Genomic DNA, 13896 nt, shown 5'->3' with positions numbered 1-13896 from the left:
CAAGACTTGATTCGCGCAATCCGCTAAACGGTCAGGCCGTGTCGCGGAAGGTTCTGTAACCCGCTATTTCTCGAGAAACTCGAAGAAAGGTGAGCGTAAAAATGATGAAGCAATTCCAGTCGAACTCTTATCTGTTCGGCGGCAATGCTCCGTACGTAGAAGAAATGTACGAAGCGTATCTCGATAATCCGGCGTCAGTGCCCGAGAACTGGCGCAGCTATTTCGACGCGTTGCAGAACGTCCCTGCATCGGATGGCAGCAATGCCAACGACGTGGCCCATGGCCCGATCGTCGAATCGTTTGCGCAACGGGCCAAGGCGAATGCCTTCATCCCGCGCACGGCGGCTGGCGGCGAAGACCTCGCTACCTCCCGCAAGCAAGTCTATGTGCAGTCCCTCATCGGCGCATATCGCTTCCTCGGCTCGCAATGGGCCAATCTCGATCCCCTGAAGCGCCGCGAACGTCCCGCTATCCCCGAACTTGAACCTGCGTTCTACGACTTCACCGAAGCCGATATGGACCAGGAGTTCAGCGCAACGAATCTGTATTTCGGGTTCGAGCGTGCTTCGCTGCGCGAAATCGTCCAGGCCCTGCGTGACACGTACTGCGGCACGATCGGCGCCGAGTACATGTACATCAGCGATCCGGAACAGAAGCGCTGGTGGAAAGAGAAGCTCGAGTCGATCCGTTCGACGCCGAACTTCTCCAATGAAAAGAAAAAGCACATCCTGAATCGCCTGACGGCCTCTGAAGGCCTCGAGCGCTTCCTGCACACCAAGTACGTTGGCCAGAAACGCTTCTCGCTCGAAGGCGGCGAAAGCTTCATCGCGTCGATGGACGAAGTCGTGCGTCATGGCGGCGCCAACGGCGTGCAGGAAATCGTCATCGGCATGGCCCACCGCGGCCGTCTGAACGTGCTGGTCAATACGCTCGGCAAGATGCCGGCTGACCTGTTTGCCGAATTCGAAGGCAAGCACGTCGACGACCTGCCGGCCGGCGACGTGAAGTACCACAAGGGTTTCTCGTCGGACGTCTCGACCGAAGGCGGCCCGGTTCACCTGTCGCTCGCATTCAACCCGTCGCACCTTGAAATCGTCAACCCGGTGGTTGAAGGTTCGGCGAAGGCGCGTATGGACCGTCGCGGCGACGACAGCGGCCTGCAAGTGCTGCCGGTGCAGATCCACGGCGACGCGGCCTTCGCAGGCCAGGGCGTCGTGATGGAAACGCTGAACCTCGCGCAAACGCGCGGTTACGGCACGCACGGCACGCTGCACATCGTCATTAACAACCAGATCGGTTTCACGACGTCGGACCCGCGCGACTCGCGCTCCACGTTGTACTGCTCGGACGTCGTCAAGATGATCGAGGCGCCGGTGCTGCACGTGAATGGTGACGATCCTGAAGCGGTTGTGCTGGCTACGCAGCTGGCTATCGACTTCCGGATGCAGTTCCATAAGGACGTCGTCGTCGACATCGTCTGCTTCCGCAAGCTGGGTCACAACGAGCAGGACACGCCGGCGGTCACGCAGCCGCTGATGTACAAGACGATTGCGAAGCACCCGGGCACGCGCGCGCTGTACGCTGAAAAGCTGGTGCAACAAGGCGTGATCACGGCTGCTGAGGCAGACGAATACGTCAAGGCGTACCGCAAGGCGATGGACGAAGGCCACCACACGGTCGACCCGGTGCTCTCGAACTACAAGAGCAAATACGCGGTCGATTGGGTTCCGTTCCTGAACCGCAAGTGGACCGACGCAGCCGACACGGCAGTGCCGTTGGCTGAACTGAAGCGCCTCGCTGAGCGCATCACCACCGTCCCGGAAAACTTCAAGGTTCACCCGCTGGTCGAGCGCGTCCTCAACGACCGTCGCGCGATGGGTAAAGGTGAAGCGAAGCTTGACTGGGGCATGGGCGAACACCTGGCATTCGCGTCGCTGGTGGCATCGGGCTACGCAGTGCGCCTGACTGGTCAGGACTCGGGCCGCGGCACGTTCACGCACCGTCACGCAGTGCTGCACGATCAGAACCGCGAGCGCTGGAACGACGGCACCTACGTGCCGCTGCAGAACATCGCCGAAGGCCAGGCGAAGTTCACGGTGATCGACTCGGTGCTGTCGGAAGAAGCCGTGCTGGGCTTCGAATACGGTTACTCGACCGCTGAGCCGAATACGTTCGTCGCGTGGGAAGCGCAGTTCGGCGACTTCGTGAATGGCGCGCAAGTCGTGATCGACCAGTTCATCTCGTCTGGCGAAGTGAAGTGGGGCCGCGTGTCGGGTCTCACGATGCTGCTGCCGCACGGCTACGAAGGTCAAGGTCCGGAGCACTCCTCGGCACGTATCGAGCGTTTCCTGCAACTGTGCGCAGACCACAACATGCAGGTCGTTCAACCGACCACGCCGGCGCAGATTTTCCACCTGTTGCGCCGTCAGATGATCCGCCTGTTCCGCAAGCCGCTGATCGTCGCTACGCCGAAGTCGCTGCTGCGCCACAAGGAAGCTGTGTCGGATCTGTCCGAACTGGCGAAGGGCGCGTTCCAGCCGATTCTCGGCGAAATCGACGAAGCGATCGAAGCGAAGAAGGTCAAGCGTGTTGTCGCCTGCTCGGGCCGCGTGTACTACGACCTGCTCGCACATCGTCGCGAAGTGAAGGCAAACGACGTCGCGATCATCCGTATCGAACAGCTCTATCCGTTCGCGCATAAGCAGTTCGAAGCGGAAATGAAGAAGTACGACAATGCGACGGAAGTGGTCTGGGTGCAGGACGAGCCGCAGAATCAAGGCCCGTGGTTCTACATCGAGCACCACCTGAAGGACGGCATGAAGGAAGGGCAGAAGCTGGCATACAGCGGACGTCCGGCTTCGGCCTCGCCGGCAGTCGGCTACTACGCGAAGCACTATGAGCAGCAAAAGGCGCTGATCGAAGGCGCTTTCGGCCGCCTCAAGAGCGCGTCGATCGCTAAATAAAGACTAGAACCGAACCGGGAAAGCGCAGGGCGCTTTCCCGTGCCGCGTCTGAAAGATCAGTCACGGCATTCGAAGTTCGCAGGCGGTCGTCGCGGGTCTATGGATCGCGCGCCGTCACCCGATACGTATTCAGGATATTCATAATGGCTATTGTTGAAGTCAAGGTTCCCCAGCTCTCCGAGTCGGTCTCGGAAGCCACGATGCTGCAGTGGAAGAAGAAGCCCGGCGAGGCTGTTGCACAAGACGAAATTCTCATCGAAATCGAGACCGACAAGGTCGTGCTCGAAGTGCCGGCGCCCTCCGCCGGCGTGCTCGCACAAGTGATCTCGAACGACGGCGACATCGTCGTCGCGGATCAGGTGATCGCCAAGATCGACACCGAAGGCACGGCAGGCGCCGCTGCTGTCGAAGCCGAAGTGAAGCCGGCGCCGGTCGCCGCACCCGCACCGGCTGCTGCGCCGGCCGCTCAGGCTGCATCCGCAACGGGTGCGAACACCGCTGCTTCGCCGGCTGCCGGCAAGCTGATGGCTGAGCAGGGTCTGGGCGCGGGCGATGTCGCCGGCACGGGCCGCGACGGCCGCATCACCAAGGGCGACGTGCTGACCGCGGGTCAAGCCGCACCGGCTGCGAAGGCTGCACCGGCACCGGCCGCCGCACCGAAGGCTGCGAAGCCGTCGCTGCCTGACGTCAAGGCCCCGGCATCGGCCGACCAATGGCTGAAGAACCGTCCGGAACAACGCGTGCCGATGTCGCGTCTGCGCGCGCGTATCGCCGAGCGTCTGCTCGAGTCGCAGCAAACCAACGCCATTCTCACCACGTTCAACGAAGTGAACATGGCGCCGGTGATGGACCTGCGCAACAAGTACAAAGACAAGTTCGAAAAGGAACATGGCGTGAAGCTGGGCTTCATGTCGTTCTTCGTGAAGGCGGCCGTCCACGCGCTGAAGAAATTCCCGCTCGTGAACGCGTCGATCGACGGTAACGACATCGTCTATCACGGCTACTTCGACATCGGTATCGCGGTCGGTTCGCCGCGCGGCCTGGTGGTGCCGATCCTGCGTAACGCAGATCAACTGAGCCTCGCCGAAATCGAAAAGAAGATTGCTGAATTCGGCCAGAAAGCCAAGGACGGCAAGCTGTCGATCGAAGAAATGACGGGTGGTACGTTCTCGATCTCGAACGGCGGTGTGTTCGGTTCGATGCTGTCGACCCCGATTATCAACCCGCCGCAATCCGCAATTCTGGGCGTGCACGCCACGAAGGAACGTGCTGTGGTCGAGAACGGCCAGATCGTGATCCGTCCGATGAACTATCTGGCGCTATCGTACGACCACCGGATCATCGACGGTCGCGAAGCGGTGCTGTCGCTGGTCGCGATGAAGGATGCGCTGGAAGACCCGGCGCGCCTGCTGCTCGACCTGTAAGCGTCGGTTTGGCCGGCGTCGGCTTGTGATCGTGCAAGCCGACGCCATATAAGCAGCACGTCTTTAGCATTCCGCAGTACTGGAACGACGCGCGCCACGAAGCGTGGCCGCGCGTTGCTCCGTCATCAAAAGGATTGTCATGTCCAAAGAATTTGACGTCGTCGTGATCGGCGCCGGCCCCGGCGGCTACATCGCCGCAATCCGCGCAGCGCAACTCGGCAAGACCGTCGCATGTATCGAAAAATGGAAGAACCCGGCCGGCGCGCTGAAGCTCGGCGGCACGTGCCTGAACGTGGGGTGCATTCCGTCGAAGGCGCTGCTGGCGTCGTCGGAAGAATTTGAAAACGCATCGCACCACCTCGCTGACCACGGCATCTCCGTGTCGGACGTGAAGGTCGATATCGCGAAGATGCTGGCCCGCAAGGAAGGCATCGTCGAGAAGATGACCAAGGGTATCGAATTCCTGTTCCGCAAGAACAAGATCACGTGGCTCAAGGGCCATGGCAAGTTCACCGGCAAGACGGACGCCGGCGTGCAGATCGAAGTCAGCGGCGAAGGCGAAACCGAAGTCGTGACGGCGAAGAACGTCATCATCGCAACGGGTTCGAAGGCGCGCCATCTGCCGAACGTTCCGGTCGACAACAAGATCGTTGCCGACAACGAAGGCGCACTGACGTTCGACTCCGTGCCGAAGAAGCTCGCCGTGATCGGCGCAGGCGTGATCGGTCTGGAACTCGGTTCGGTGTGGCGCCGTCTGGGCGCGGAAGTGACCGTGCTCGAAGCGCTGCCGGAATTCCTCGGCGCGGCTGACCAGGCGCTGGCTAAGGAAGCCGCCAAGCAATTCAAGAAGCAAGGTCTGGACATCCACGTCGGCGTGAAGGTCGGCGAAGTGAAGACGACCGACACCAGCGTCACGATCAATTACGCGGACAAGGACGGCAACGCGCAAACGCTCGAAGCCGACCGCCTGATCGTGTCGATCGGCCGCGTGCCGAACACCGACAACCTCGGTCTGGAAGCGATCGGCCTGAAGTCCAACGAGCGCGGCTTCATCGACGTCGACGACCACTGCGCAACGGCTGTCCCGAACGTATATGCGATCGGCGACGTGGTGCGTGGCCCGATGCTTGCGCACAAGGCTGAAGACGAAGGCGTGATGGTTGCTGAAATCATCGACGGTCAGAAGCCGCATATCGACTACAACTGCATTCCGTGGGTGATCTACACCGAACCGGAAATCGCGTGGGTCGGCAAGACGGAGCAGCAACTGAAGGCCGAAGGCCGTGAGATCAAGACGGGTCAGTTCCCGTTCATGGCAAACGGCCGCGCGCTGGGCATCAACAAGGCGGATGGTTTCGTCAAGATGATCGCGGACGCGAAGACCGATGAACTGCTGGGCGTGCACATCATCTCGGCAAACGCATCGGACCTGATCGCGGAAGCCGTGGTGGCGATGGAATTCAAGGCGGCGTCGGAAGATATCGGCCGCATTTGCCATCCGCACCCGTCGCTGTCGGAAGTCATGCGCGAAGCGGCTCTGGCCGTGGACAAGCGCGCGCTGAACATGTAAATCGCGCGCACGCCTGACTTAACGCAACTTTGGCATCACCACAAAGGCGGGCGGGTTCACTCCCTCCCGCCTTTCTTTTTGTAGCAACACAATGAACGTCACCGAATACTACGAAAAAGAACTGCAGACGCGGGGTTATCAATCGGACCCGGCGCAACGCGCGGCGGTCGACCGTCTGCAGCGGTGCTACGAAGAGTGGACCGAATACAAATCGCGCCGCTCGAATGCGTTCAAGAAACTGCTCATCCATCCGGATCTGCCGCGCGGCGTGTACATGTGGGGCGGCGTAGGGCGGGGCAAGAGCTTTCTGATGGACAGCTTCTATATGCTCGTGCCGCTGCACCGCAAAACGCGGCTGCATTTTCACGAGTTCATGCGCGAGGTGCATCGCGAACTGGAAGACCTGAAAGGCACGGCCGATCCGCTCGACGAACTTGCGCGCCGTATCGCCAAGCGCTACCGGCTGATCTGTTTCGACGAATTCCACGTGTCGGATATCGCCGACGCGATGATCCTGTATCGCCTGCTCGACAAGTTGTTCGAGAACGGCGTGCAGTTCGTGATGACGTCCAATTACGATCCGGACACGCTCTATCCGGACGGCCTCCATCGCGACCGTATGTTGCCGGCAATCGAACTCATCAAGTCGAAGCTCGACGTGATCAATGTCGACGCGGGCATCGACTACCGGCAGCGCACGCTGGCCCAGGTCGAGGTGTATCACACACCGCTCGGCGCGGCTTCGGACAAAGCGTTGCGCGACGCATTTTCGCGCCTTGCAGCGGTTCCCGATGAGAGCCCGATCCTGCGCATCGAAAAGCGGGAGCTGAAGGCGCTGCGGCGTGCTGACGGCGTCGTGTGGTTCGATTTCGCGACATTGTGCGGCGGTCCGCGCTCGCAGAACGACTACCTGGAACTGGCGAGCCGTTTTCACGCGGTGATCCTGTCCGGCGTGCCGCAGATGTCGGCGCGCATGGCCTCGGAGGCGCGCCGCTTCACCTGGCTGATCGACGTGTTCTACGACCATAAGGTCAAGCTGCTAATGTCGGCAGCGGTGCCGCCCGATCAGTTGTACGTCGACGGCCCGATGGCCAACGAATTCACGCGCACGGTGTCACGTATCGTTGAAATGCAATCGAAAGAGTATCTCGACACACCGCGCCGGATCGTCGATACGTCGCTGACCTAAGCGGCCGTTTGACGCGGGCCCGGATTCTTTTGCGATAGATCACGGTCCGCTCGCCGAAGAGGCGGAGTCCGGAGACGGATTTTCAAGATTCGGATTGGTCTTATATTCCGCCCGCGGACGACTGGATATCTTCTTTGTCATGGTTATGACAAAGGAGAAACCATGAATCCGTACCGTGATATCAATGATGAAGAATGGCAACGTGTTGCACCGTTGCTTCCTGAGCTGCGTCCGCGCTCCGAACTGCGTGGCCGCCCGCTTGCCAACACGCGCTCGGTGCTCAACGGCGTGCTGTGGGTGATGTATAGCGGCGCGACCTGGTCCGCCATGCCGCGCAAATATCCGTCGTATCAAACCTGCCATCGCCGCTTCAAGGCATGGTATGAATCCGGCGTGCTCAAGCGCGTCATGGACCAGCTGTTCGGCGCGGCGAGCGAAGAACTCTGTCACCTGATGGAAGCACGCATGCGTACACATGTGAGCGCGGAACAGAAGAGCGTCGACGCAGAAAAGGTTCCGGCCGCAGCACCCACGGCGCATAGCCCGGCAGCGGTCAAGCCGTTACCGTCTTCGCCGTTCGCGTCTTCACCATTCGCATATACGTCGCCCTTCAAGCACGCTGCATGACGACACCAACCAGCCAGACTCAACCAAAAAAACGGCCGAACGATGGTGATCGTCGGCCGTTTTTTCTGGTTCCATCGGGGCAGCGGTAGCGGCCCTGATGGAACACCACCTTCGCGCCTCAGGCATCGGCGCCTGAGCGACTCGCTCACTATTGCTGGCGAATCCAGGTTTGCGAGCGACCCAGTAGCGAAACGCCAATGTAACCCCGCACCACCAGCTTGTTCCCACTATCTTCCAGGTGCATCTTGCACTTGTAGAGCTTGCCGTTTTCCGGGTCGAGAATTTGCCCGTGATCCCAGGCGTCGCCGTCCTTTTTCATATCGCTGATGATCGTCATACCGAGAATCAGCTGGTCCTTGCGCGCGTCCGTACATTCCGTGCAGCGGCGATCCGGTTGATCGTTCGCACCGAGTCCCTTGATCACCTTGCCATTCAGCGAGCCGCTGCTGTCCTGTGCAATTTGCACGAGCGCCTTGGGCTGGCCGGTGCTGTCGTCGATGGTTTGCCACGTGCCGATCGGGGAATCGGTCTGCGCCATCGCCGTGACGGCGCTGGCGAGCAGCACGCCGGCGAGGGCGGCATGTTTGGCTGTGCGAAGCGCGATTGCGCGTGCGCGTTGGGTGAATTGCATCATTGTCTTCCTCCTTGATTAAAGACAGCGCGATCGTGGTCGCGCGGCGTTATTGGCATCTCGGGCGGTCTTCAACTGCCGGCCGCCGTGATGCCTGGTATTGCCCCTCAGGTTCAACTTCGGCTACCTCGGCGTGCGACTCGTGGCTTGAGTGCCGCGGTTCGCACATCGTCAGCGCAGAATACGTGAAAGTGCGCGCGCCGTTTGATAGTGGACCCTCTAATCAGGACGCGGCACTTTGGAACATCAGTTCAGCTGATACGAGTACGTCGCGTTGATGCGTGGGCTGCGCGACGCGCTCTCCACCGGCGCGTCGCCGATCGGTTTGGCCACCGACAAGTCCAGGCTGTAGTACTTCGCGTCCGAGATCCGGAAGCCGAATGCAATCGACGATAGCTTTGACGGCGAAGGCGTCCCCGCATGCAGATATACGCGCGCCATATCGAACGAGACATACGGTGTCACGGTGCGCAGATAGGTGAAGCCCGGCGTGAACGCCCGGTTGACTTCGAACATCGCCCCCCAGCCCGAATCGCCCGACGCCTCACCCGGTTCATAACCCTGCGCAAAACGTTGCGCGCCGAACGAGATCTGTTCCGACGTCGGCAGCGAGACAGCGCTGTATTGGCCGGTCAACGAAATCGCGGTGCCGATCTTCAGCGGCCACTCGTTGGTTTGCGAAAAGCTTGCACCCGTCCGCACGAAATTGATCGACGCCGGATTCGTGACGGTCGTGCCGGGAACATTCGAGTCGCCGGATTTCGACGCGCCCAGGATATCGAATGCCTTCGCCACAGTGATACTTGCGCGGCGCACCTCGCCGGTTTGCACGGTGCTGTAATCGGCCTGCAATTGCATCACGCGCACTTGCGAGCGCAAGCCGATCTGCGCGCCGGTCTGCTGGTTGTTGTAGCGGTCCTCGTCGTGTGACGCGTAGACCGAGGCCGTGCCGATCAGGACGTGCGTGTCGTTCATCAGAAGCGGATAGGCGAGCGAGCCGCCGACCTTGTCGTTGATGACCGTACGTTGGACATAGGAGGGCAGGCCGGGATTGTCGACCGGATTGCCGCGGTAGTGCGACGCATCGATCTTCCCGATCAGTCCATCACTGCCGATCGGTACCGCGGCGTGCGCGGCAAGATAGGTGACGTTGTCGCGCCCCTTCGGCAGCAAGGCCGACACGCTCAGTTGTTCGCCGAGCGCGGTCAGCCCGTTCTCGGTAGCAGTGAGCAGGCCTTGCACGCCGGGGTGATTGAAGTCGATCCCGGTGCTGACGTCGAACGGCTTGCGCTCCACGTTCAGTTCGAGTGTGGTGGCGCCGTCGGTATTCTGCGGCGGCGGCACGTTGGCCGCGACTTTCACGCCGGGCAGCAGGCCCAGCACGTGGATGTAGCGCTCGAAGGTGGCGCGTTTGAGCGGCCGATCGGCGACGATGTGGTCGGCGATCGCGCGGATCTTGTCTTCGACCACGCCCGGCTTGCCGGTCACCTTGACCACGGACACGTAACCTTCCACCACGGTTACGCGCACCACGCCGCCCTCGAACGTCTGCGCGGGAATGAACGCGAACGAGAGCGCATAGCCGCGCTCCTGATACAGCTTCGTGACGCCGTCGGCGACTTGCATCAGATCGGCGATGGTGATGTCTTTGCCGACGAGGGGCGTGAAGCGTTGCGCGACTTCGTCGAACGGAATGGACTTCACGCCCTCGACCTGAATCTTGGAAGGCATCAGATGGCGGGCGAGCAGTTCCTGAAGTTGGGGGGCTTGCGGCGCGACCTGCAGGGTCACGTTCGGGCCTTTGTCGGGCGCCTTGATCTGCGGCAGCGAATCGAGTGGGTTGCCGCCGACTGTCGGGCTGGCCGGGCGTGACTGCGCTTGTGCTTCTACCTGCATCGCGCTTGCCGCAAGCGCAGCGAGCAGAAGGGTCCATTTACTACCGTACCCGAGTTTCATCGGATTTTCCTCGTATGCCGTTTTTGTCTTGCGGACGCGCCGCCTGGCCGGGCTGGTCGCGATCGCTTATGTGTGGCTCGACGCATACTGCCATGCTTGCATGTATTACGTCACGTGCTCCGTCGCGCTTGAGCATCATCTGCAAAAGCGCGGAGCACGTGATGAGGCGGACTGCTGATGCCCGCTGCGCAACGGGACGTCTGACGGGACGCCTTATGCGCGCGGCATCGATGAACAACTTATGCGGACTACTTATGGCTCACCGGCACCAGGCCGCCGAGCAGTGACGTCAAGCCGCCGGTCGGACTGCTCGAGCTGCCGGTCGAGCCGGCCGCCGAGCTGAGCGTGCCGGTCAGCTGGCCGACGAGGGCGGTGACGGGAGCGAGCGGGCCGCTGCCGCCCGATGCGCTGCTGGTGACGCCCGAGAGCGCACCGGTCAGCGTCGACAGCGGACTCGATGCGCTACCCGTGCCGCCCAATGCGGAGGTCAGCGAACTCAAGGGCGTGCCGCCTAGCACCGAAGTCAGCGAGCCCAGCGGCGAGCCGCCCGTCGCCGAACTCAGCGAGCTCAGCGGCGTGCCGCCCAGCACCGAAGTCAGCGAACCTAGCGGCGAGCCCCCGGTCGCCGAAGTCAGCGAGCTCAAGGGCGTGCCGTTCAGCGCCGAGGTCAGGCCTGACAGCGGTGTGCCGCCGAGCAGCGTCGACAGCGAGCCGAGCGGGTTATTGCCGAGCCCGAGACTCGCGAGCGAATTGAGCAGCGGGCCGAACGGGTTGCCGTTGGCAGGCGGTCCATTGACGACGGCCACGTTCGTGCTGCCGACAAGGCTCGTAATCAAGCCGGGAATCGGATTCGCGCCATTCGGGCCGTTCGGATTGACGAGGCCGCCGGCGTTCGTCACCGTGTTGCCGAGCGAGCCGACCAGCGTACCGAGATCGGCGCCGAGCGGATTCTTCGTTGTCGCGCCGACTTGCGAGCCGGCCGAGTTCAATGCGCCGCCGATTTGCGCGAGCACGCCGCCGACCGGTGCGCCGAGGCCCGTCTGCGTACCGACTGTTTGCGTCACGAGTCCGGCGGTCTGCACGATCGGCGTGATCGCAGTGCTGATCGGCTGGGTGATCTGTTGCACCGGCACGGAAGCCAGCGAATTGCCGAGCGTCGCGCCGCCGGCGTTCAGTGCGCCGGCGGTCGTGGAAAGTACGGTTGCAAGCGGCGTGGTGAGCGGCGACAGCGGCGCGAGATTGCCGGTGCCGAGGCCGCCGACCGTGGTGCTCAGACCTTGCACGACGCCGCTCGTCGAGCTGACCACCGAGCCGAGTCCGGCGACCGTGGTGCCGACCGGATTGGAGGTCGTGCCGATTTGCCCGACGCCGCCGCTCACCGCATTGGCGAGTGAGTTCAGTGTGCTGCTTGTACTCGAGACCGTATTGCCGAGACCTTGCGTGACTTGCGGGCTGAGGCCCGGGATGGTCTGCGAGGCGATCGTGTTGCCGAGATCGCTGGTGGTCTGCGCGGCGGCGGTGGCGATGCCGGTGGTGCCCGACGACGTGGCGGTGGGCGGGCCGCCGCTGGTCGACCCCCCGCCGCCGGCGCTACCGCTGCCGGATGCGCTCGGTGTCGCAGTGACGCCATTGCCGCCACACGCGGCGAGCAGGCCGGCGGCCGCAACGGCGATCAACGGTGCGCGCAACGACGACACGGTCGCGCACGCCGCATGGAGAGTAAAAAAACGTTGGGTAGACATGTTTGCTCCTCAGTGTCTTCTAGGTGTCGTGTGCGTTGTTTCCGTGCGCCGGTGCAACGGGTGTCTGAGCGGCGCGGCTCAATTCAGCCAGGTTCCGGCAGAGCCGGGGCGCGGCTGGCGGGCCGCACTCCGGGTTCCGGACGCCGGGTTTTCGGACGCCGGGTCTCCGGACGCCGGGTCTCCGGTTACTGCACTTCTTTCGATTGCTGCGACGGTATTGCTTACTTCTTCGGCACACCACCGAGCAGGCCGCCGAGGAGCGACGTCACCGGGGCGAGCGGGCTGCTGCCCGATCCCTTGCCGCTGGTGCTCGACAGCGACAGGCCGGGGCTCGAGCTGGTCGAGGTGGTGGTCGTCGTCGTGGTCGGCGTGGCGGCCGCCGTGGTCGTGACGCCGCCGAGTGCGCCGGTGACGCTCGACAGCAAGCCGGTAACCGGGGCGAGCGGGCTGCTGCTGCCGCCGGTCGCGCTGCTCAGGCCATTCGTTACGCTCGAGAGGAGACCAGTGACAGGCGCCAACGGGCTGCTGCTGCTCGAGGCGCCGCCCAGGCCGCCCGTTACGCTGCTGAGCGCGCCGGTGAGCGGAGCGAGCGGGCCGCTGCTGGTGCCGCCGGTCAAGCCGCCGAGTGCGCTGGTGAGCGGAGCGAGCGGGCCGCTGCTGGTGCCGCCGGTCAAGCCGCCGAGTGCGCTGGTGAGCGGAGCGAGCGGGCCGCTGCTGGTGCCGCCGGTCAAGCCGCCGAGTGCACTGGTGAGCGGAGCGAGCGGATTGCCGCCGGTGCCGCCGGTGAGCAGACCGCCCACCGATGCGACCGTGGTGCCCGTATCCGTGACCGTATGGCCGAGAGCGGCCGTGATCGGATTACCGCCGGTTGCGCTGATCAGTGTGCCGGCCTTGCCCAGACCGCCGCCGAGGGTCGAGAGCAGGCCGTTCAGCGGTGCGCCGAGGCCCGTGGTGTTGCCGACCGTCTGCGTGGTCGCTGCGACCATCGACGTAATCGGCGTGATCGCGGTGCTGAGCGTTTGCGTGACTTGCTGAACCGGACCCGTCGAGAGCGCGGTGGTGAGGGTGCTGCCGCCGTTGGTCACTGCGCCGCCGAGCGTATTGACGACGCCGCCGAGTGGTGTGGTGATGGCCGCCAACGGCGCGAGCGGGCCGCTGCCGAGACTCGTCACAAGGTTGCCTGCATCCGTCACTGCGCCGCCGACATGACCGACCACGCCACCGAGGCTCGAGACCGTCGTGCCGACCGCGTTGCCGCCGGTGCCCAGTTGGCCGAGTCCTTGCGATACACCGTTGCCGAGCGTCGAGACCGCCGAGCCGACTTGCTGCACGATGCCGCCGGCAGCCTGGGTGGTTTGCGAGCTGACGCCGGGCAGCGTTTGCGAGCCGATCACGGTGCCGATGCTCGAGACCGTCGAGCCGGCATCGCTAACCACACCGCCGGTGTTGCCGACTACTGTGCCGAGCGCATTTGCGACTGCGGTCGTGCCTGTTCCCGTTCCCGTTCCCGTTCCTGTGCCTGTGCCTGTGCCTGTGCCCGTACCGGATCCGCTTCCCGAACCGTTGCTGCTGGTGCTGCTGCCGGAACCGCCCGAGCCCATGGAACCGCTGCCGCTGCCGGTGGTGGAAAGTGCGCCGCCGGCGGAGCCGCTACCGCTACTGCCGGTGCCGGTACTCAGGGATCCGGAGCCTCCGCAAGCGCCAAGAGAAAGCATCGCTGCCACGCTGGCCGCAATCAGGGTTGTTCGTACTGTGGTGTTGGCCGTTTGAATGTTCATGTCGCCCTCGCATCGC

The 13896-nt window shown here is 63.0% G+C and carries 9 protein-coding genes; 5 read left to right on the top strand and 4 right to left on the bottom strand.

Translation table 11 applies throughout. The features are described from left to right. Positions 1 to 101 precede the first annotated feature (101 nt). From HHL24_RS24195 to HHL24_RS24175, 5 genes are all read left to right on the top strand, one after another. Positions 102 to 2963, top strand: coding sequence for a 2-oxoglutarate dehydrogenase E1 component (locus HHL24_RS24195; protein WP_169487894.1), 2862 nt, complete (start codon positions 102 to 104; stop codon positions 2961 to 2963). A gap of 143 nt (positions 2964 to 3106) precedes the next feature. After that, positions 3107 to 4387, top strand: a complete 1281-nt coding sequence (gene odhB / locus HHL24_RS24190; protein WP_169487893.1) for a 2-oxoglutarate dehydrogenase complex dihydrolipoyllysine-residue succinyltransferase — start codon at positions 3107 to 3109, stop codon at positions 4385 to 4387. Between the two features lie 139 nt (positions 4388 to 4526). Further along, complete coding sequence (gene lpdA / locus HHL24_RS24185; protein WP_169487892.1) at positions 4527 to 5957, top strand: dihydrolipoyl dehydrogenase; 1431 nt, start codon at positions 4527 to 4529, stop codon at positions 5955 to 5957. A 91-nt stretch (positions 5958 to 6048) separates the two neighbouring features. Next, positions 6049 to 7146: a cell division protein ZapE gene (zapE, locus tag HHL24_RS24180; protein WP_169487891.1), complete on the top strand. Its 1098-nt coding sequence runs from the start codon at positions 6049 to 6051 to the stop codon at positions 7144 to 7146. Positions 7147 to 7308: 162 nt separating this feature from the next. After that, entirely contained in the window at positions 7309 to 7773 is a 465-nt protein-coding gene (locus HHL24_RS24175) for a transposase (protein ID WP_169487890.1), read from the top strand. Positions 7774 to 7921: 148 nt separating this feature from the next. Here the strand turns inward: HHL24_RS24175 and HHL24_RS24170 are convergent, their stop codons facing one another. The 4 genes from HHL24_RS24170 to HHL24_RS24155 form a co-directional block, all read right to left on the bottom strand. Beyond that, entirely contained in the window at positions 7922 to 8407 is a 486-nt protein-coding gene (locus tag HHL24_RS24170; protein WP_169487889.1) for a DUF2147 domain-containing protein, read from the bottom strand. A gap of 243 nt (positions 8408 to 8650) precedes the next feature. Further along, positions 8651 to 10360, bottom strand: coding sequence for a ShlB/FhaC/HecB family hemolysin secretion/activation protein (locus HHL24_RS24165; RefSeq protein WP_169487888.1), 1710 nt, complete (start codon positions 10358 to 10360; stop codon positions 8651 to 8653). A 248-nt stretch (positions 10361 to 10608) separates the two neighbouring features. Beyond that, positions 10609 to 12102 (bottom strand): collagen-like triple helix repeat-containing protein, encoded by a 1494-nt coding sequence (locus tag HHL24_RS24160; RefSeq protein ID WP_169487887.1) that lies wholly within the window; start codon positions 12100 to 12102, stop codon positions 10609 to 10611. Between the two features lie 221 nt (positions 12103 to 12323). Further along, complete coding sequence (locus HHL24_RS24155; RefSeq protein WP_169487886.1) at positions 12324 to 13880, bottom strand: collagen-like triple helix repeat-containing protein; 1557 nt, start codon at positions 13878 to 13880, stop codon at positions 12324 to 12326. Positions 13881 to 13896 lie beyond the last annotated feature (16 nt).

It is taken from the genome of Paraburkholderia polaris (assembly GCF_012927345.1).
GTDB lineage: Bacteria > Pseudomonadota > Gammaproteobacteria > Burkholderiales > Burkholderiaceae > Paraburkholderia > Paraburkholderia polaris.
The sequence above is the reverse complement of the archived record's forward strand: the minus strand, read 5'-3'. Positions and strand labels throughout refer to the sequence as shown.